The 19,315-nt window shown below is 68.7% G+C and carries 18 protein-coding genes; 3 read left to right on the top strand and 15 right to left on the bottom strand.

The genetic code is table 11. The annotated features are described in order from the left end of the window. The 7 genes from B2869_RS01385 to gabT form a co-directional block, all read right to left on the bottom strand. Complete coding sequence (locus B2869_RS01385) at positions 1-438, bottom strand: pyridoxamine 5'-phosphate oxidase family protein (RefSeq protein WP_029258912.1); 438 nt, start codon at positions 436-438, stop codon at positions 1-3. Positions 439-549: 111 nt separating this feature from the next. Then, entirely contained in the window at positions 550-1,914 is a 1,365-nt protein-coding gene (locus B2869_RS01380; protein WP_021201071.1) for an NAD-dependent succinate-semialdehyde dehydrogenase, read from the bottom strand. A 56-nt stretch (positions 1,915-1,970) separates the two neighbouring features. Continuing rightward, a complete protein-coding gene (locus tag B2869_RS01375; RefSeq protein WP_029258914.1) occupies positions 1,971-3,437 on the bottom strand; it encodes an NAD-dependent succinate-semialdehyde dehydrogenase in 1,467 nt (488 codons plus the stop codon). A 22-nt stretch (positions 3,438-3,459) separates the two neighbouring features. Beyond that, entirely contained in the window at positions 3,460-5,007 is a 1,548-nt protein-coding gene (locus tag B2869_RS01370; RefSeq protein ID WP_029258915.1) for an APC family permease, read from the bottom strand. Continuing rightward, positions 5,007-5,891 (bottom strand): universal stress protein, encoded by an 885-nt coding sequence (locus B2869_RS01365; protein ID WP_021201074.1) that lies wholly within the window; start codon positions 5,889-5,891, stop codon positions 5,007-5,009. The genes B2869_RS01370 and B2869_RS01365 overlap by 1 nt, the downstream gene beginning before the upstream one ends. Beyond that, entirely contained in the window at positions 5,891-7,273 is a 1,383-nt protein-coding gene (locus B2869_RS01360; protein WP_021201075.1) for a flavin monoamine oxidase family protein, read from the bottom strand. The genes B2869_RS01365 and B2869_RS01360 overlap by 1 nt, the downstream gene beginning before the upstream one ends. Further along, positions 7,266-8,741, bottom strand: coding sequence for a 4-aminobutyrate--2-oxoglutarate transaminase (gene gabT, locus B2869_RS01355; RefSeq protein ID WP_292761839.1), 1,476 nt, complete (start codon positions 8,739-8,741; stop codon positions 7,266-7,268). The genes B2869_RS01360 and gabT overlap by 8 nt, the downstream gene beginning before the upstream one ends. Before the next feature lie 99 nt (positions 8,742-8,840). On the opposite strand from gabT, the gene B2869_RS01350 reads away from it, so the two are divergent. Continuing rightward, on the top strand, positions 8,841-10,349 hold the full coding sequence (locus tag B2869_RS01350) for a PucR family transcriptional regulator (RefSeq protein ID WP_292761836.1): 1,509 nt from the start codon (positions 8,841-8,843) through the stop codon (positions 10,347-10,349). A gap of 52 nt (positions 10,350-10,401) precedes the next feature. Further along, the gene (locus B2869_RS01345) at positions 10,402-11,658 is read left to right on the top strand and encodes a hypothetical protein (protein ID WP_292761833.1); all 1,257 of its coding nucleotides are present in this window, start codon (positions 10,402-10,404) and stop codon (positions 11,656-11,658) included. A 4-nt stretch (positions 11,659-11,662) separates the two neighbouring features. Here the strand turns inward: B2869_RS01345 and B2869_RS01340 are convergent, their stop codons facing one another. Then, entirely contained in the window at positions 11,663-12,088 is a 426-nt protein-coding gene (locus B2869_RS01340; protein WP_292761832.1) for a riboflavin kinase, read from the bottom strand. Further along, entirely contained in the window at positions 12,085-12,609 is a 525-nt protein-coding gene (locus tag B2869_RS01335; protein WP_292761829.1) for a flavin reductase family protein, read from the bottom strand. The genes B2869_RS01340 and B2869_RS01335 overlap by 4 nt, the downstream gene beginning before the upstream one ends. 103 nt (positions 12,610-12,712) lie before the next feature. Here B2869_RS01335 and B2869_RS01330 point away from each other — a divergent pair, with 103 nt between their 5' ends. Beyond that, complete coding sequence (locus B2869_RS01330) at positions 12,713-13,318, top strand: PadR family transcriptional regulator (RefSeq protein ID WP_029267343.1); 606 nt, start codon at positions 12,713-12,715, stop codon at positions 13,316-13,318. A gap of 2 nt (positions 13,319-13,320) precedes the next feature. Here B2869_RS01330 and B2869_RS01325 read toward each other — a convergent pair whose 3' ends face one another. The 6 genes from B2869_RS01325 to B2869_RS01300 form a co-directional block, all read right to left on the bottom strand. Then, positions 13,321-14,205 carry a ribokinase gene (locus B2869_RS01325; protein WP_292761825.1) on the bottom strand — a complete coding sequence of 295 codons (885 nt, stop codon included), beginning with the start codon at positions 14,203-14,205 and terminating at the stop codon, positions 13,321-13,323. Then, the gene (locus tag B2869_RS01320) at positions 14,198-15,577 is read right to left on the bottom strand and encodes an NtaA/DmoA family FMN-dependent monooxygenase (protein WP_292761822.1); all 1,380 of its coding nucleotides are present in this window, start codon (positions 15,575-15,577) and stop codon (positions 14,198-14,200) included. The genes B2869_RS01325 and B2869_RS01320 overlap by 8 nt, the downstream gene beginning before the upstream one ends. Positions 15,578-15,691: 114 nt before the next feature. Beyond that, entirely contained in the window at positions 15,692-16,540 is an 849-nt protein-coding gene (locus B2869_RS01315) for an ABC transporter permease (protein WP_292761819.1), read from the bottom strand. Further along, positions 16,533-17,330 (bottom strand): ABC transporter ATP-binding protein, encoded by a 798-nt coding sequence (locus tag B2869_RS01310; RefSeq protein WP_136024938.1) that lies wholly within the window; start codon positions 17,328-17,330, stop codon positions 16,533-16,535. The genes B2869_RS01315 and B2869_RS01310 overlap by 8 nt, the downstream gene beginning before the upstream one ends. Continuing rightward, the gene (locus tag B2869_RS01305; protein ID WP_292761810.1) at positions 17,330-18,433 is read right to left on the bottom strand and encodes an ABC transporter substrate-binding protein; all 1,104 of its coding nucleotides are present in this window, start codon (positions 18,431-18,433) and stop codon (positions 17,330-17,332) included. Before B2869_RS01305 ends, B2869_RS01310 begins: the two co-directional genes overlap by 1 nt. A gap of 239 nt (positions 18,434-18,672) precedes the next feature. Then, entirely contained in the window at positions 18,673-19,299 is a 627-nt protein-coding gene (locus tag B2869_RS01300) for a TetR/AcrR family transcriptional regulator (RefSeq protein WP_292761807.1), read from the bottom strand. Between the last annotated feature and the right edge of the window lie 16 nt (positions 19,300-19,315).

Below are 19,315 nucleotides of genomic sequence, written 5' to 3'. Positions count from 1 at the left end.
TCAGTACTCCTGAGCACCATCCCGGTCCGGCTCTGCACTGCGACGGAACGCCCGCCCGGAGACCGACGTCGGGTCGATGCGCACGTAGACGCGCTTGAGGGTGGGGATCCAGGGGCGAAGGCCCGCGGCATCCGCGCGGTGCACGTCCGCATCCGCCTCCAGAGCGGTCGCGTGCCCGCGGACGATGACGCTCCAGGCGTCCGTGTCGGTATGATCGTCGACCTCGAAGAGCACGTCGGTGTTCACCGTCAGCTCGAACAGCTTGCTGCCTGGCGCCGTGCGGAACAGGATGCCGTCGCCGTCGACCACGTAGTTCACCGGGAAGATGTCGATCGTGTCCCCGACGTGGGTGACGAGTCTTCCCAGTTCCTGCGTGCCGAGCAGCTCCCGGCTCCGGTCGGTGGTCAGCATCTCGATGGGGTCGGTGTGCGCGCTCATGCCGCCATTGTCTCCCACTCGATGTCCCCACCGACAGGGCATCCGTCCCGCATTCGGTGGTGGATGCGACAACGGCCCCCCGCGTTCTGCGAGGGGCCGTTCGTCGTGCGCTCAGCCGATGCGGATGAGCTTCTTGTTGACGAACTCGTCCGCGGCCAGGTGACCCAGTTCGCGGGCCGTGCCGCTGCGCTTGACGCCGCCGAACGGCAGCTCGGGGCTGTCGGCGAGCACGAGGTTGACGTAGACCATGCCCGCCTCGATCTTGTCGGCGACGCGCTCGGCCTGCGCGGCATCCGTCGTGAAGACGTAGGAGCCGAGACCGAAGGTGGTGTCGTTCGCGAGCTCGACCGCCGCGTCCTCATCCGCCACGCGATAGACGACGGCGGCGGGGCCGAAGAGCTCCTCGCGGTAGACGTTCATCTCGGGCGTCACGTCAGCCAGCACGGTCGGAGCGAAGAACGCGCCGTCACGGGTGCCGCCGGTGAGGAGCGTCGCTCCCTGCTCGACCGCCTGGTCGATCTGCTTCTGCAGGTTGACCGCAGCCGTCTCGGACGACACCGGACCGAGGACCGTGTCGTCGAGCATGGGATCGGTCGCCTCGACGGCCGCCATCGCCGCCGTGAACTTCTCGACGAAGGCGTCGTACAGGCTGTCGACGATGATGAAGCGCTTCGCGCCGTTGCAGGCCTGCCCGTTGTTGTCGAGGCGCGCATCGACGCCGGCCTGCACCGTGGCGTCGAGGTCGTCGGTGGAGAGCACGATGAACGGGTCGGAGCCGCCGAGCTCGAGTGCGACCTTCTTGAGGTTGCGTCCGGCGATCTCGGCGACCGCGGCACCGGCGCGCTCGGATCCGGTGAGCGAGACGCCCTGCACGCGCGGGTCGGCGATCATCGTCGCGATCTGCTCGTTCGTCGCGAGGACGTTCTGGTAGGCGCCCTTCGGGAATCCGGCATCGTGATAGATCTTCTCGATCGCGGTCGACGACTCCGGGCACTGCGGGGCGGGCTTGAGCAGGATCGTGTTGCCCACGATCAGGTTGGGAGCGGCGAAGCGCACGATCTGGTACGCCGGGAAGTTCCACGGCATGATGCCGACGAGCGGGCCGAGCGAGGAACGGCGGATGATGGCCGACCCCTCCCCCAGGATCGCGATCGGCTGGTCGGCCATGATCGACTCCGCCTGGTCGGCGTAGTACTCGGCGATGTCGGCGGCGAAGTCGACCTCGCCGAGGGCGGCCTCGCGGGGCTTGCCCATCTCACGCACGAAGATGTCGGCGAGCTCTTCGCGGCGTTCGCGGTGCAGCTCGGCGGCACGCCGGACGAGGGCCGCGCGCTCGGCGACCGTCGACGAGCGCGACCACTCGCGGTGGGCCTCGTCGGCGGCGGCGACCGCCTCATCGATCTGGGCATCCGTGAACGTGTCGAAGGACGCCAGCGTCTCTCCGGTGGCGGGGTTGATGACGGCGTAGTCGGTCATGACATGTCCTCTCGTGTGGTGGTGCGGGGCCCGACGCGCGGGCCCCGCATCGGAAATCAGGAGACCGGGATCAGCGTGTACTTGGTGGACAGGTACTCGTGGATGCCCTCGAAGCCGCCCTCGCGGCCGACGCCGGACTGCTTGACGCCGCCGAAGGGTGCGGCCGCGTTCGAGACAACGCCCACGTTGAGACCCATCATGCCGGTCTCGAGCCCGTCGATCATCCGCTGACCGCGCTGCAGGTTCTCAGTGAAGACGTACGACACGAGTCCGTACTCGGTGTCGTTCGCCAGGCGCACGGCCTCTTCCTCGGTCTCGAAGGTCGCGATCGCGAGCACCGGTCCGAAGATCTCCTCGCGCAGGATCGCGCTTCCCGCGACGACATCGGTCAGCACGGTCGGCTCGTAGAACGTGCCCGTGCCCTCCACAGCCTTGCCACCTGCGAGCAGCGTCGCACCGCGACCGACCGCATCGTCGACGAGTTCGCCGGCCTTCGCGACCGCATCCGCGTCGATGAGCGGTCCGATCGCCACGCCCTCTTCGGTGCCACGGCCGATCTTCATGCCGTTGACGCGCTCGGTGACACGCTTGGCGAATTCGCCCGCGACGTCCTTGTGCACGATGAAACGGTTCGCCGCCGTGCAGGCCTGTCCGATGTTGCGGAACTTCGCGGCCAGCGCACCGTCCACGGCCTTGTCGAGGTCGGCGTCGTCGAACACCACGAACGGGGCGTTGCCGCCGAGCTCCATCGACACGCGCAGCACGCCCTCCGCCGCCTGGGCGATGAGCTTGCGTCCGACCTCGGTCGAGCCCGTGAAGGAGAGCTTGCGCAGACGCGGGTCGGCGATGATCGGCGCCGACAGCGCGCTCGACTTCGAGGTCTGCACGACGTTGACGACACCGGCGGGAAGGCCGGCCTCTTCGAGCAGCTTCGTGAAGTACATCGTCGTCAGCGGCGTGAGTGCCGGGGGCTTGATCACCACGGTGCAGCCGGCCGCGAGTGCGGGAGCGATCTTGCGTGTCGCCATCGCGAACGGGAAGTTCCACGGCGTCACGAAGAACGACGGTCCGACCGGGCGCTGCGACACGACCATGTGACCGGTGCCCTCGGGGTTGATGCCGTAGCGGCCGCTGATGCGCACGGCCTCCTCGCTGAACCAGCGCAGGAACTCACCGCCGTAACCGACCTCGCCACGCGCCTCGGCGAGCGGCTTGCCCATCTCGAGCGTCATGAGCAGCGCCAGGTCCTCCTTGTGCTCCTGCACGAGGTCGAATGCCCGGCGGAGGATCTCACTGCGCACGCGCGGAGCCGTCGCGGCCCACGCGTCCTGCGCGGCGACGGCCGCATCGAGGGCGCGGATGCCGTCTGCGGGCGTCGCGTCGGCGATGGTGCGGATCACGGCACCGGTCGCGGGATCCTGCACGTCGAACGTGCCGCCGGTCTCGCCGTCGATCCACTCACCGCCGATGAAGAGGCCGGTGGGGATGCTGTCCAGGAGCGCCTGTTCGGTCTGAGTGCTCATGATTCTCTTTCTGTGAGGAGGGCTAGGAGCGCGTGCGTCGGCTGGGAGGTGCGTCGATGCTCAGCGTCTGACCGCGGAAGAACGCCGGCCGTCTGATGGCGTTCCAGACCATGACGACGATGCCGACGCCGATGATCAGCATTCCGAGGATGAAGACGATGCCGACGCCGCCGATCTGAGAACCCGAGCCGTAGGCCGGGTCCATCGAGTCGATCAGCGTCGTGAAGAACAGCACCGCGAGGATCGCACCGCCCACGAGCGGGAAGAGGAACGTGAAGAAGAAGTTCCTCGTCGAGTCGAACCACTGCTTGCGGAAGTACCAGACGCACGCGAAGGCGGTGATCCCGTAATAGAAGCAGATCATCATGCCGAGCGTGAGGATGGTGTCCCACAGCGTGTCCTCGCTCACGACGCGCATCACGGCGTAGAAGGCCGACGCGACGATGGCGGAGATGATGGTCGCGTACCCCGGGGTGAAGAAGCGCGGGCTGACCTTCGCGAACGACTTGGGCAGGGCGCCGTAGTGCCCCATCGCCAGCAGCGTGCGCGCCGGTCCCACGAACGTGGACTGCAGCGACGACGCCGAGCTGGTCAGCACCGCGAGCGACACCAGGAAGGCGAGCGGGCCGAGGATCGGGCCGGAGAGGTGGAAGAACACGTTCTCCTGGATGTCCTCGTTGCCGAGACCCAGCGCACCGGTGCCGACACCGGCGAACATGATCATCGCCACCGCGAGCAGCAGGTAGAGCGAGACGATCATCAGCACCGTGACGGTGGCCGCGCGACCCGGGGTCTTCTCCGGGTCCTTGGTCTCCTCGTTCATGGTGAGGGTGACGTCCCAGCCCCAGAAGATGAAGATCGACAGCGAGAGTCCGGCGGCGACGGCGCTGAACGACGAGATCGCGAACGGGTTGAACCAGTTCAGGTCGAAGGGCTGGTAGTCGAAGCCGTTGCCGTTGACGGCCTGCACGATCGCCGCACCGGCGAAGAAGAGCAGGACGAGGATCTGGAAGCTGACGAGCCAGTACTGCAGCTTCTGGGTCGTCTGCATGTCGCGGTACGAGATCCAGGTCGCCCCGAGCATGAACAGCAGGCACACGCCGATGTTGATCCAGGTGACGCTCGCGAGGGAGGCGATGTCGGGGTTGCCCGTGATCTGCGAGATCAGCAGGAAGAGGAAGTCGACGGCGATGCCCGCGAGGTTGGACAGCACGAGGATCGTGGCGACGACCAGGCCCCAGCCCGCCATCCAGCCCACCCACGGACCGAAGGCGCGGGCCGCCCAGGTGAACGAGGTGCCGGAGTCGGGCATCCGGTTGTTGAGCTCGCGGTACCCGAAGGCGACCAGGAGCATCGGGATGAAGCCGACCAGGATGATCGCGGGGATCTGCGACCCCACCGTGGAGGCCACAGGGCCGACGGCGGCGGTGAAGGTGTAGGCGGGTGCGATGCACGAGATGCCGATCACGACCGCGCCGATCAGGCCGACCGTTCCGGCGCTCAGGCCCTTGGTGGAGATCCCGGTCGTGACACCGGATTCGGGCTCCGTCGCCCGGTTGGTGCTGCTCATCAGCGTTCTCCTGCTTCGTTGCGGGTGCGCGGGACGACGATCATGGGGACGGGCAGCTCGTGCAGCATCTTCGCCGCCGTGGAGCCCAGGAAGAGACGACGGGGCTGCGCCAGCCTGCTGGAGCCGACCAGGACCACCTCGCCGGGAAGCCAGGAGAGGTTCGCGACCGCATCTTCGACGGTGTCGCCCGGAGCCTTCTCGACGGCGGCGGTGCGTCCGTCCGGGAGAAGCTCGGTCGCCATCGCGAGGACCTCCTGTCCGTGGTCGTCACCGACCGTGCGGATCGCGCCCGTATCGAGCCCCGGCGGCACGTCGAACGGTACGAGGGAGACGAGACGCAGGTCGACGCCGCTGTCGCCGGCGAGGGCGACAGCCTCGTCGAGCAGCGCGTCGGCGCCCGGCCGAGACCCGACGGCGACGGTCACGCGCGGGATGACGTGGTCGTCCTGCTGGGCGGTGCCCACCGGAGCCAGTGCGACCGGGATGGTCGAAGAATGGAGCAGCTCGGAGGCGACGCTGCCGAGCCGGTGGCGTCCGAAGATGCCCCCGCCCGCCGCGCCGATCACGATCACCCGGGCGCCGAACTCCTCGCCGGCGGCGATGAGCCCCTCGGCGAACGACTCGGAGAACCGGACATGACCGCTGCGGGTCAACTCCTGCGGCAGCCGGACGACGGCGTCGGCGAGCCACTTCCTGGCCTGCGACCGGATGTGCTCCTCATAGGCGCGCTCCGGCGGCACCGCGGCGTTGCGTGTTCCTTCGTTCGGCAGCACGATCACCAGGTGCAGGGTCGCGCCCAGGCTGCGGGCGATGCGCGCGCCCAGCGCCGCGGCATCCGCTCCCGCATCCGTCGCCGTGTACCCCACGACGACCGAGCCGGTCATCAGCTGCTGCTCTCGACAGCGCCGGACTCGCGGCTCGCATCGACGATGTTGGATGCGACGAGGTGTCCCATCCGGATCGCACCGTCGACGTGCTGGTACCCGGCTCCGGCCATGTCGCTGCAGGCGAAGTGGATCGGGCCGACCGCCGTGCGCAGGTCCGCGCCGTAACGGTGCAGGCCGCCCATGTCGAAGCTCGCGGCATAGGCACCACGCGTCCACTCCTCGCTGCCCCAGTCGCTCTCGTAGTAGACGACCGGGTTCTTGGCCTCTGGGCCGTAATAGTGCGAGAGCGACTCGAGGATGCGCTCCTTGCGCTCCTCGGCAGAGAGCTCGAACACGCCGTCGGCGTTGGCATCGGAGACGAAGCCCACCAGGGTGCCGCGCTCGTCGCCGTGGTTCGTGTTGTCGTACGCCTCGTGCGACAGCTCGTACGGGCTGAACGCGGTGCCGCTGAGACCCTGCTCGCGCCAGAACGGACGATCGTAGACCGCGTGCACCTTGATGACGAAGCCCATGGAGAGGTGCTGGTGCAGCTGGTGCTGACGACGCGGCAGCGGCGGATCGAAGGAGATACGGCTGTACAGCACCGGCGCGTGCGCGAGGATCGCGTGGCGGGCGCGGACCGTGAGCTCGTCGGTGGTGGCGACGACCCCCGCGTCCGACCACTCGAGGCTGCGGACCGGCTGGTTCAGCAGCACGTCGTCGCCCAGGCGCTCGGCGAGACGCAGCGGCACCTGCTGCAGACCGCCGACCACGCGCTTGTCGAGGATGAAGTCGGCGTCGACGAGGTTCGAGTACGAACCGGCGGATGCGGCCATCAGCAGCGACTGCAGCAGCGAGAACGAGTGCGTGGGCTTGGTGAGCATCGCCGATCCCGTGGCGAAGGCCAGGTTGCGCACGGCCTCGTCGTCATCGGTCTGCGAGCGCAGCCAGGCGTCCCAGGTGATCGAATCCCACTCCTCGGCGTTCGGGTGCGCCCACGGCTGATCGGGGTCGATCTCGGCGACCAGGGCGTCGAGGATGCCCGTGATCCGGGCGATCACGGCCTCGGTCTCCGGCGACACGGGGAACATCTCCCCCGTGAAACGGTGCGTCTTCCCGTCGGGGCCGACGTAGACGCTGTCGCCTTCGCGGTAGCGGCTGTAGGTCTCGAGGCCCAGCTCTTCGATGGCGTCCTTGAGCGCATCCTGATCGGGCGAGACCCACTGACCGCCGATCTCGAGCATGGCGCCGTCGATGACGTCGGTCCACAGGCGTCCGCCCACGCGGTCGCGGGCCTCCAGCACGGCGACCGACAGGCCGGCCTTGCGCAGGTCGTTCGCGGCGGTGAGCCCTGCGGCTCCGGCGCCGATGATGAGTACGTCGCGGGTGATCTCAGACATCTGCAACTCCTTCGTTGGGGGAAGTAGTGCCGGTCGCGACCCGAAATCCCCCGATTGGGGTCGCGACCGGACAGGGGGTCGGGGGGGGCGCTNNNGGCCTGACGGCGGCGGCGGCGGCCAGGGCGGCGGCGACGATGTCGAGTCCCTCGTTCAGCAGGTCGTCGCCGATCGAGAGCGGAGGGAGGAAGCGGATGACGTTGCCGTAGGTTCCGCAGGTGAGGACGATGACACCCTGCGCGATGCACGCCTTGGCGACGGCGGCCGTGAGAGCGGCGTTCGGCGCCTTGGTCTCGGGGTCGACGAACTCGGCGGCGATCATCGCACCGTGGCCGCGGACGTCGCCGACGCGCGGGTCGTTCTGCTGGATCGCGGTGAGGCGGTCGATGAGGATCGTACCGATCTCGCGCGCCCGCTCGATCACGCCGTCGTTCTCGAACACGTCGATCGAGGCGAGGGCTGCGGCGCAGGCGATGGGGTTGCCCCCGTAGGTGCCACCGAGGCCGCCCGAGTGCGAGGCGTCCATGATCTCGGAGCGACCGGTGACCGCAGCGAGCGGGAGGCCGCCGGCGATGCCCTTGGCCGTGGTGATCAGATCGGGCTCGATGCCGAAGATCTCGCTCGCGAACATGTGCCCGGTGCGGGCGAATCCGGTCTGCACCTCGTCGGCGATGAACACGACGCCGTTCGCGCGGCACCACTCGACGATCGCGGGGAGGAACCCGTCGGCGGGGACGATGAAGCCGCCCTCGCCCTGGATGGGCTCGATGATGACCGCGGCCAGGTTGTCGGCGCCGATCTGCTTCTCGAGCTGGAGGATGACGCGGGCCGCGGCCTCACGTCCATCGAGTCCGTCGCGGAACGGGTACGACATCGGCGCCCGGTAGACCTCGGGCGCGAAGGGGCCGAAACCGCTCTTGTAGGGCATCGACTTGGCGGTGAGCGCCATGGTCAGGTTGGTGCGGCCATGGTAGCCGTGGTCGAAGGCGACGACCGCCTGGCGACCGGTGTGCTTGCGGGCGATCTTGATCGCGTTCTCGACCGCCTCGGCGCCCGAGTTGAACAGGGCGCTCTTCTTGGCGAAGTCACCGGGGGTCACGCGGTTGAGCGCCTCGGCGACGCCGACGTACGACTCGTAGGGCGAGATCATGAAACAGGTGTGGGTGAACTGCGCGGCCTGAGCGGCGACGGCCGCGGCGACCTTGGGGTGCGCGTTGCCGACGGTGGTAACGGCGATGCCGGAGCCGAGGTCGATGAGCGAGTTCCCGTCGGCGTCCACGACGACGCCACCACCGGCGGCGACAGCGGCGACCGGAACGGTGTGTCCGACGCCCGCTGCCACGGCATCCGCCTTGCGCGCGAGGATCTCGGCGGAACGGGGGCCGGGAAGATCCGTGACCAGACGACGCTCCTGGGGGAGGTCGGGTCCGCCGAGAGGGACTGCGGGGGCTGCGGTGTCGAGGAGTGCCATGTTCGCGAGCGTACGGCGGCCACCGAGCCGGCTGCACTCACCGGTCTGTACAATCTGGAGAAGCAAATCGCCCGCTCGTACAACTCGCCGGAGGTCACCGTGGTCGTCACCGCCCAGCCGACCCTGCGCGCCCTGTTGCAGCGTCGCGATCTCGGGCTCTCTCTGATCCCCCGCGAAGGCGACATCCCCGATGGGGCACTCGACCGCCCGCTGCGTTGGGTGCACAGCTCCGATCTCGCCGACCCCACCCCGTTCCTGTCCGAAGACCTGGCGCTGCTGACCACCGGAACCCAGTTCGACGAAGCCGTCAGCATCGACACGTACGTCGGGCGGCTCGCGGACCGCGGGGTGATCGGTCTGGGATTCGGAACCGAGGTGCACCGGTCCGGCATCCCCGAAGAGCTCGTCGACGCGTGCGCCGCGCACGGGATGCCGCTGTTCGCCGTCCCGTACCGCACCCCGTTCATCGCCGTCGCCCGCGCGCACTCCGAGGCGATCGCGGCTCAGGCGTATGCCCGACGGTCCTGGGCCCTCGACACGCAGCGTGCCCTCGCTCTCGCCGCCCTCCGACCGCACGGCCTCGATGCGACGATCGCCGAACTCGGGCGGCGAATCGGCGTCTGGGCCGGGATGTTCGACGCCGCCGGAGCGCTCACCCTCTCCCACCCTCGCGAAACGGTGGAGGCCCGTGTGCTCGACGAGCTCGGGAATCGCGCGGTGGAGATCCTGACCCGTGGACTCGAGGCGGGGCAGTCGCTCAGCATCGAAGACCATTCGTTCATGCTGTTCACGGTCGGCCGCGGCGGGCATCTGCGGGGCGTCATCGCCCTCGCCGTCGATACGCTCGATCCCGAAGCCCGGTCGGTCGTGACCTCGGTGATCGCCATGGCAGGACTCGCGATGGAGCAGAGCGAGCAGCTCGCCCGCAGCCGTCGTCGCCTGCACGCACAGCTCCTCAGATCGCTCCTCGCCGACGACCCCACCTTGGCCAGGAGGGTGCTGGGCAGCCTGCCCACCGCACCCGTGCTCGTGGCCGTCGCCGCCGACGCGCCGGCAGGGCCGCTCGCCGACTGGTGGGAGCGGCACCGCGCCGAGCACGGGACCTCGATCTTCCTCGCCGAATCCGAGGACGGGGTGACGATGTGCGTCTCAGCCGGAGACGAGGCCCTGCTCGACGAGGTCGCCGCCCGCTTCGGCATCCGCATCGGCGTCTCCGATCCCGAAGGGTACGACTCGTTCGCCCGGGCGCACGCGCAGGCACTCACGGCGTTGCGTCAGCAGGGCACCCACGGGATCGCCCGCTACTCCGACACCGTCGGGTCGAGCATCCTCACGGCCCTCGCGACCGACGAGGCGCGCCTCGTCGCCGAATCGCGCCTGGCCCCGGTGCGCGAGCACGACGCCCGCACCGGCGCCGAGCTCGAACGCTCGCTGCGCACCTGGCTGGAGCATGACGCGAAAGCGGAATCCGCCGCGGTCGCGCTCGGAGTGCATCGGCACACTCTGCGCTCCCGCATCGCCCACGCGGGAGCGCTGCTCGACGTCGACCTGTCGACCTTCCCCGCCCGCGCCGAGCTCTGGACGATCCTGCAGACCGCCAGGGATTGATGCGCTCAGGTCGCCGTCCTCGCCATACCGGCGATCACGGCACAATGGCGAGATGGCTCCGCTCTCCTGGCTTCGCAACGTGATCGAGTGGATCAGCGAGGCAGCATCGACCGTGTCCGCACCGCTGCTGGCCGTCGCTGACTTCCTCGGCTTCACCCGCCCGTGGAACTTCGTGGTCGCGGCGGGGATCTCGTTCGCCGCGATTCAGATCGTCGCGTTCGTGTGGCGTCGCGCATTCACGCGCCTCTCCTGGGTCGTCGAGGACCAGGCGAAGACCCTTCGCCCGGGCGAGGTCGATGATCTCGAGCCGTCTCCTCGAATCCGCAATCTCTTCACGCTCTTCCGCGGCTTGAGAGCCCTGGCTCGATCGCCCCTGCGCCTCACCCGACCGATCTTCGGAGTCCTCCTGTTCCTGCTGGCCTGGGAGCTGGTCGACGGGCGCCACCTGACCGCCTCGTTTCTCGGAGACGCGGACCTCCCGACCCCGTCGATCGGCGATGTCGCGTCGATCGCGACGCTGCTGATCGTGTCTGCGGCGTTCTTCTCCGGAGGACTCATCCGTGCACGCAGCGCGATGCGAGCCCTCCGATACCAGCGAGCCGTTCACGCGCGCTTCACCACAGCTCGGGCCGCGGACGTGCTCGGCTTCACGACGAACGGCTGCCTGCACCTGCTGGCACAGCATCGGCGTCTGCTCCTCGAGCGGGCGCTGAGCGATTCCGGGGCAACCGGTGAGGCCCTGCGCATCGACCATGGTCGGGTCCGGATCGAGGAGACACCTACGCTGTTCCGTGGTATCGGCAGAGCCGTACAACCGCTGCAGCAGTGGCACGACCTCTTCTTCGAGTCGCAGAGCCAGCTGGAAGCTCTTGAACGCGAAGTCGCCGCCGCTGCCGATGCCGGCGGCCTCGGGCTTCTCCTTCGGCTCTCTCCGGCGTCCGCGACGCGGCTCATCCACGACCTGCGCCCCGTACCCGCGGCCGTGCGCATCAGCATCGCGCGAGGTGCCGCGCATCGACGACCCAGCGATTGGCTCCCTCGAGATCTGCGCGCGATCGACCCCGCATTCCTGACATGGGTCCATGATGAAAATGCCCAGGACTCGTTGGCGGATCGCCTCCGCAGGGCCGAGAGCCGTGAACAGCGACAATCACTGCTGCAGGAAGAGTTCGAGATCGTCAACGGAGCGGCCGCCGACGCGATCTGGTACTCCGTCCTCCTCACCCACTATGCCCGCACAGCGGAGAGCGCGGTCAACGGCCGATGGTGGGAGCGGGTGATCGGACGCGCGTCGGACGCCCAGCGCTGAAGCACTATTCGTCCGGATCCGGCTGCCTGTGGGTCTGCGCGCGACCGGCGAGCAGCAGTCGGCAGTGGACGACGTCGTCCGCGGTCTGCGCGATCAGCGCATCGACGCCGTCGAAGCGCAGGGTCGGGCGCAGACGGGCGACGAGTGCCACAGCCAATCGGCGACCGTACAGGTCGAGATCCACATCATGCAGGTGCACCTCGACGCGTCGCTCGCGATCGCCGTCGAAGGTCGGATTCATCCCGACGCTGACACTCGCCGCACGGCGCCTCGGGTCATCGTCGATCCGCACCCACGCCGCGTAGATCCCGTCGTCGGGCAGATCTTCGTGGTCGAGCGCCAGGTTCGCCGTCGGGAAGCCGAGCTCGCGACCCCGACCGTCGCCGGGGACGACCAGTCCGACGATCGTCCCCGGCGGCGACGCGTTCACGCGCTCTCGGGGGCGGCGATCGAGCGGTAGCGGCTCTGATGGAAGACCAGCGGCTCGACGTCGTCGAACAGCGTGATGTCGGCGATCTCGTACAGCGCGATCTCGTGGTCGCCGCCGTCGAACGTGCCGTGCAGGCGACACGTGAGCCAGAGCGCTGCGTCCGCGATCAACACGGCTCCGCCATCGGTGCGGCGCCACTCATGGCCGCCGAACCGGTCGCCTTCCCTCGCCGAGAGCGAGCGACTGAGGGGCTCGTGGTGCGCGGCGAGCACGCTCATGCCGAGCTCGGGCACGGTGCGCAGCACCGGCCAGGTCTTCGACGTACGGGCGGCACTGATGGCCACCAGCGCCGGTTCGAGCGAGATCGAGGTGAAGGAGTTGACCGCCATTCCGACGGCACGGTCGTCGACGTGCGCAGCCAGGGCCACGACGCCGGTCGGGTACACCGAGAAGGCCCGGCGGAGGGCGAGGTCGCGCGGGAGCGCATCGTTCGTCAGCGCGTCGGTCACGACAGTCGTCATTTCGGCTTCCTTTCGTTAGTCAACTTTGACTAGTTTTGATAATAGGCAATTTTGATCATGCAAACAACAGGAAAGGCGAAGGCCAGCCGTTAGCATGAGGGGCATGTCGACCACCCGCCTCGTCGTCCTCGGCGCCGTGAAGCAGTTCCAGCCCGTGCACGGGTACTTCCTCCGTCGCGAACTCATGACCTGGCACGTCGACGAGTGGGCGCATATCCAACCCGGATCGATCTACAACGCCCTGCGCGCCCTCGAGGTCGACGGCTACATCGCCGAGAGCGGCACCGAGGCCGAGGGCAAGCGCCCGGCGCGGACGACCTACCGCATCACCCCGGCCGGCGAGGTCGAACTGCAGCGCATGCTGCGCGAGAACCTCTGGAACGTCGCAGCCTTCGACACCCAGGCCATCATGACCGTCGCCTCGTTCATGTTCGTTCTGAGCCGGCAGGAGGTGATCGCCGGCCTCGAGCACCGCCTCATCAAGAGCGACGCGATCATCACGCAGAACGGCTTCGACGTGCAGGACACGCTGCGGTCCGAGACGACACCCAAGTACGTGCGGGAGATCTTCGACCTCTCCACAGCCCGCCTCACGGCCGAGAAGCAGTGGCTGCTCGACCTGCTGGAACGTCTGCGTGGTGGAGAGTACACGTTCGCCGGCGAGACGACCGAGGGCGTAGCGTCGGCCGAGGCGGGCACCTCGGCCTGAGGTCAGCGCGACGAGACGAGCGCGTCGATCGACGCGCGCGACAGGGCCGACGTCGTCGCACCCCGATGCTGCGCCACCACGGCGCCGGCCGCACAGGCCCGGATCAGCGCCGTCTCGATTGCTTCTCCCTGGGCGAGCGCGGCGGCCAACGCTCCACAGAACGCATCGCCGGCGCCGGTCGTATCCACCGGATCGATCCGGAACGCGTCGGCCTGCAGAGGATCGCTCCCCGCGCGATGCAGCACCACTCCCCCAGCACCCCGGGTGAGAACCACGACCGGGGCACCGGCGGCGTGCAGCCGGTCGATGCCGCCGAGTTCGGTGCACTCGGTCTCGTTAACCACCAGCACGTCGACGTCGCCGAGCATCTCGACCGCCCCGGCATGTGCGGGCGCAGCGTTCAGGATCGTCAGGGCTCCGGCCGTCCGACCCGCGCGCAGCGCCGCTGCGACACTCGCGAGCGGAACCTCCAGCTGCGCGAGCACGACCGCCGCGCCCGCGATCCCGGCGACCGCGTCATCCGCGTCGAGCTCGGCGTTCGCACCGGCCGCGACGATGATGCTGTTGTCTCCGTCGTCGAACGCCAGCACGTGGGCGACGCCGGTCGGAGCGGCGGCGCTGCGGCGCAGGGCCGCCGCCACTCCGGCATCCTCCAGCGTCTGCTGCAGCACGTCGGCGGCCTCGTCCGCTCCGATCACCGCGCAGAACCGGGTCGGAGCCCCGCTGCGCGCGGAGGCGACGGCCTGATTCAGCCCCTTGCCCCCGGAGAAGCGGCCGCCGGCCCGACCGAGCAGGGTCTCGCCGACACGTGGAGGGCGCGAGACCTCGACCACGAGATCGAGGTTCGCGCTCCCCACGACGGCGACACCGGTGAGGGTGTCAGACACGCGACATCATCCGCCGGTACTGCGATCCGGTGTGCGAGTCGGCGAGCGCCGGTGTCGGCGTGCCGATCAGGCGTTCGCGCAGCGACTGCGGCTCCGATGAGGGCTCGACGATCGCGCCGCGCTCCTTGAGGATCGGCAGCACGTGCTCGATGAAGTCCACCGTCGACGCCGGCGGGATGACGGGGGCGAACAGGAATCCGTCGAGGTCGGCGCCATCGGCGAGCTCGATCATCCGATCGGCCACCTGCTCGGGGGTGCCCACGATCGGGCGGGCGCCGACGCCGTGCGCGTGCCAGTCTCCGAGAACGTCGCCGACGGTCTTGTCGGCGAAGCGCGCGACCTGGGTCTGCGACAGCTCGGTGCTCAGCTCCGCCATCGGCGTGCTCGGCGCATAGGCCGAGAGGTCGAGGCCGGTGAACCATGCGTACGAGGCGACCGTGACGTCGGGATTCTGCGCGTCGGCGACCTCGGCGTACTTGCGCCGCGCCTCCTCCTCCGTGCTGCCGACGATCGCAGCGAAGGCCGACATGATCTTCACTTCGTCGGCTCCGCGGCCGTTCTTGACGGCCTCCTCGCGGATCGCCGACGAGTGCGCACGCAGCTGCTCGACGGAGCCGCTGCCGACGAAGATCGCCTCGCCGTGCTTGCCGCCGAACTCACGGCCCGCGGGAGAAGCCCCGGCCTGGAACAGCACCGGGGTACCCTGCGGCGAGCGCGAGGTGTTGCCGTAGCCGTGCGAGCGGAAGTAGGGGCCGTCGTGCGCAATGCGGTGCACCTTGGACGGGTCGGCGAAGCGGCCGGACTTGTCGCGCTCCAGTGCGCCCTCCTCCCACGCCTGCTCCCACAGCTTGTAGACGACCTCCATGAAGTCGTCGGCCATGAGGTAGCGCTCGTCGTGACCCACCATCGGCACGCCGAAGCCCTGCACCGCCGTGTCGGCGGTACCGGTGGTGACGACGTTCCAGCCGATGCGACCGCCGGAGAGGATGTCGAGCGTGGCCATGCGGCGGGCGAAGGAGTAGGGGGGCTCGAGCAGCGTCGAGCCGGTGGCCACGAGTCCCAGGCGCGTCGTCTCGGGGATGAGGGCGGCGAGGATGATCGCCGGGTCGAGACGCGGGAGGTCGAGGCCTTCGACCGAGCAGATGTCCGGACGCTCGCCCGCGACGTCGGCCCAGCCCCAGGCATCCGCGAGGAACAGGAAGTCGAACCCGGCGTCCTCGACCATGCGCGCGGTGTCGCGCCAGTACTCGAGCTTGTCGAACAGATAGCGCCCATTGTCGGGGTGCCGCCAGGTCGCGGTGCCGGAGTCGTTCGCCTGGGCGTTCTCGAAGAGGCCGAGGCGCAGCTGCTTGACGGTGTTCTGATCGGTCATGTGCGGGTGCCTTCCTTGTGGGTGGTTCTCTGGTGTTGCTGCAGTGATTCCGGGCACGCCGGAGGAACCCCGGGACGGGTCGGGGGGTGCCCGTCCCGGGATGCGGATGCCGCGTCAGCCCTTGGCCGTGACCTCGCCGTCGCTCCACCACAGCACGCGCTTGCGCACCAGGGCGAGGACGATGATCAGGAGCACCCCGAGCAGGCACAGCAGGGCGATGCTGGCCCAGGTGACGGCCAGGTTCGCCTGTGCAGCCGAGGTGGTGACGAGCGAACCGAGACCGGCCTGCTGTCCCGCCGCGACGAACTCGGCGACCGCGGCGCCGACCACGGCGAGCGGCAGGGCGATGCGGAGGCCGGCGAACACGTAGGGCATGCTGCCGGGGAAACGCAGCTCGCGGAAGATCTCCCATCGCGAGGCGTGCAGCGTCTTGAAGACGTCCATCGCCTTCTGGTCGACGTCGCGCAGACCCGCCAGCGAGTTCACGAGCATCGGGAAGAAGACCACGAGCCCCGTCACGATGAACTTCGGCACCATGCCGAAGCCGAACGCCACGACGAGTGCCGGGGCGATCGCCACGATCGGGGTCACCATCACGATGATGACCAGCGGCATGACCGCCCGCTCGATGATCTGGAACTCCGCCATGACGACCGCCAGCAGGAATCCGGCGAGGATGCCGGCCGATGCGCCGACCACCACCTCGAGCAGCGTGACGAGGAAGTTCGACCAGTACATGCCGGCGTCGTCGACGAGGCTCGCGCCGATCGCCTCCAGCGTCGGGAGCACGTACGGGTTGGTCCAGGCCACCACCTGCCAGAGCAGCGCGGCGATCACGAAGGTGATCAACGTGGGTCCCCACGCTCCCCAGCGCAGCCAGGAAGGAACTCCCCGGCGTGGCTGGGCCTTCAGGCGGGCGGTCGCGAGGGTCGCGGTCGTGTCTCTCATCGTCAGCTCAGACATGGGCCTTCTCCGTCTGCGCGCGCAGCGCACCGCGCACGACTGCTTCCAGTTCGCGGAACTCGTCCGTCGCGTAGGCCTCTTCGGTGCGCGGCCGCGGCAGGTTCACATCGATCACCTGGGCGATGCGCCCCGGGTGCGCGGCCATCACCACGATGCGGTCGGAGAGCATGATCGCCTCCGGCACCGAGTGCGTGACGAACATGACGGCCTTGCGGTTTGACTGCCAGAACTCCAGCAGCGCGATCCGTTGCAGGTCGCGGTTCATCTCGTCGAGCGCCGAGAACGGCTCGTCCATCAGCATGATGGCCGGGTCGAACACGAAGGCCCTCGCGATCGCGGCGCGCTGCTGCATGCCGCCCGAGAGCTGACCGGGGTACTTCTTCATCGCCTGTCCGAGCCCGAACGTCGACAACAGCTCCTCCGGGTCGCGCAGCGCTCGCCCGGTGTTGGCCTTGGCGTTGATCCGCACCGGCAGCTCGACGTTCTCGCGCACCGTCTTCCACGGCAGCAGTGCGGGCGACTGCGGCACGAGACCGATCTTCTTGTCGCGCGAAGCCGCCGTGACGCTCTCTCCGTCGATCGTGACGCTTCCGGAGTCGGCGTCGAGAAGGCCGGCGACGACCTTGAGCAGTGTGGACTTGCCGCAGCCGCTCGGGCCGATCACCGACACGAACTCGCCCATTCCGATCGTCAGGCTCACATCATCGAGCACGGTGACCTTCGCGCCGTCGACGCCGAACGACTTCGAGACGTTCCTGACCTCGACGCCGGCGCCGTGTGCGACCGTCATCACTTCTCCTGCCAGATCAGGGTGTCGCCGTCGTAGAGGTCGGCGACCAGGTCGGCGTCCATCATGTCGGCGATCGCGGGCAGCTCCTTGACGTCGCCGTACTTCTTCACGAGGGCGTGCTCGGGCTCCCACATCGACTCGTTCTGCACGCCGGGGTTCCCGCCGGCGCTCTCGCGCACCCACGCGGACTCCACCTCCCACGTGCGGGCGAGCTGGTCGCGGGGGAACGCTGCGCCCTGACCGCTGTCCTCGGCCAGCTTCGCGAGCTTGTCGATGCAGGCATCCGACTCGTCCAGGCAGTACTGCAGCGCCTTGAGGCTCGCCCGCATGAAGTCGGCGGCGACCTCGCGGTGCTCGTCGAGGAATCGGGAATTCACCTCCATCACGTTGTATGTACCCTCGACGCCGAGATCGGCGGGGAGGAACTCGCTGAACGGCAGGCCCTGAGCCTTGAGCGACTGCGGCTGGTTGGAGGCGTAGCCGACGATCGCGTCGACCTGCTCGCGGACGACGACCGTGGGGTCGTAGTTGGTCATCTTGACCATCTCGACCTTCGAGACGTCGACGCCGGCCTCGTCGAGCATGGCCGAGGCGATCGGCGTCAGGTTGATGAAGTATCCGAGCGATCCGCCCTCGAGGCCCTTCAGGCTCTCGAGCTTCTCGTTGCCGAAGATCGAGAACGGCGGGGTCGTGCCGTAGGTGGCGACCGCCGTGAGGTTCTTGCTGTTCGCCGCCGCCAGCATCACGTCGGATGCAGAACCGAGAGCGGTGAACTGGGCCTGACCCGATGCCACGAGCTGCTGCCCGTTCGCCCCGGAGGCGTTGATCTCGACATCGAGGCACAGGTCGTCGAAGTAGCCCAGCTCCTCGGCGAGGAACACGTCGAGCTGGCCGGCGCTGGCGGAGTAGCCGTAGCCGGAGATGTAGGTGATGGTGCCGGCATCCTGATTCCGCTTGCAGGCGTCGGTGTCGCTCGCACTCGTGGGGGCGGTATCGCCGCCTGGCGTCTGCGCGGAGCATGCTCCGAGCGTCAGCGTGGCGGCGAGAACGCACGTCAGGGTGGCAGTGATGCGGAATCGGGTTTCCGCAGAGGAAGTAGCCATGAGGGTCCCTTCTCGGCCGTTCGTCGTTGATGGCTCGATGAAAGTAACATAGTCAAGATTGACTAAGCAAGATCAAACTAACTTTTGACGACCCGCATGACACGGAGCGGCGTCGGACGAGCGTCGAGTGCACGCGAACTCGCCGATTGCACGGCTTGTCGACGTCGAGAAGCCGTGCACTCGGCAGGAAGTCGTGCACCCGGCGACACAGAGCGGGAGCGCGGGCGGAGCGGGAGCCGTCAGGGCCGGGGAGGGTCGGCAGGGTAGAGGTAGCGGCGCACGAACTCGTCGAAGAGCGGGACCATGTCGACGGATTCGTCCAGGAGCCACTGCAGCTGGATCCCGTCCATGACGGCGCTGATCAGGCGCGCGGCGAGCGCGGGGTCGATGTCGTCGCGCACCTCACCGGCTTCCTGCCCACGGCGGAGGATCTCCACGGCTTCGTCAGCTCGGGCCCGGTAGCGGGCGGCGAACTCGGCGTGCGACGGATGCTCCGGATCGGTCGCCTCGGCCGAGACGATCGCGTACAACGACGTGAGGCCGCGCGAGGTCTGATTGTGGGCGACGACTCTCTTCGCCTGCTCGAGGAGGGTGTGCTCCGCGGGATCGCCCGCGGCCGCTCGTACCTTCTCGTCGCGCTGGTGCAGCACCTCGGCGAACAGCTCCTCCTTGTCGGCGAAGTGATGCAGGAGGCCGGCAGGCGTCACGCCGACGCGCTTCGCGATCTCCCGCAGCGACCCGCCGTGGAATCCGGTCCGGGAGAACACGACCAGCGCTTCGTCGACGATCGCCTGCCGTCGCGCCTGCCCCGTGGCGTAGGAGCCACGGGGGCCACGACCCGCTGTCGGCTGGCCGTCCGTTCCCACTGCCCACTCCCATCCC

Origin of the sequence: Microbacterium sp. UBA3486 (genome assembly GCF_002377845.1) — a bacterium.
Taxonomy (GTDB): Bacteria; Actinomycetota; Actinomycetes; order Actinomycetales; family Microbacteriaceae; genus Microbacterium; species Microbacterium maritypicum_A.
Note: the sequence above shows the minus strand (reverse complement) of the source record. Positions and strands in the feature narration are given on the sequence as shown.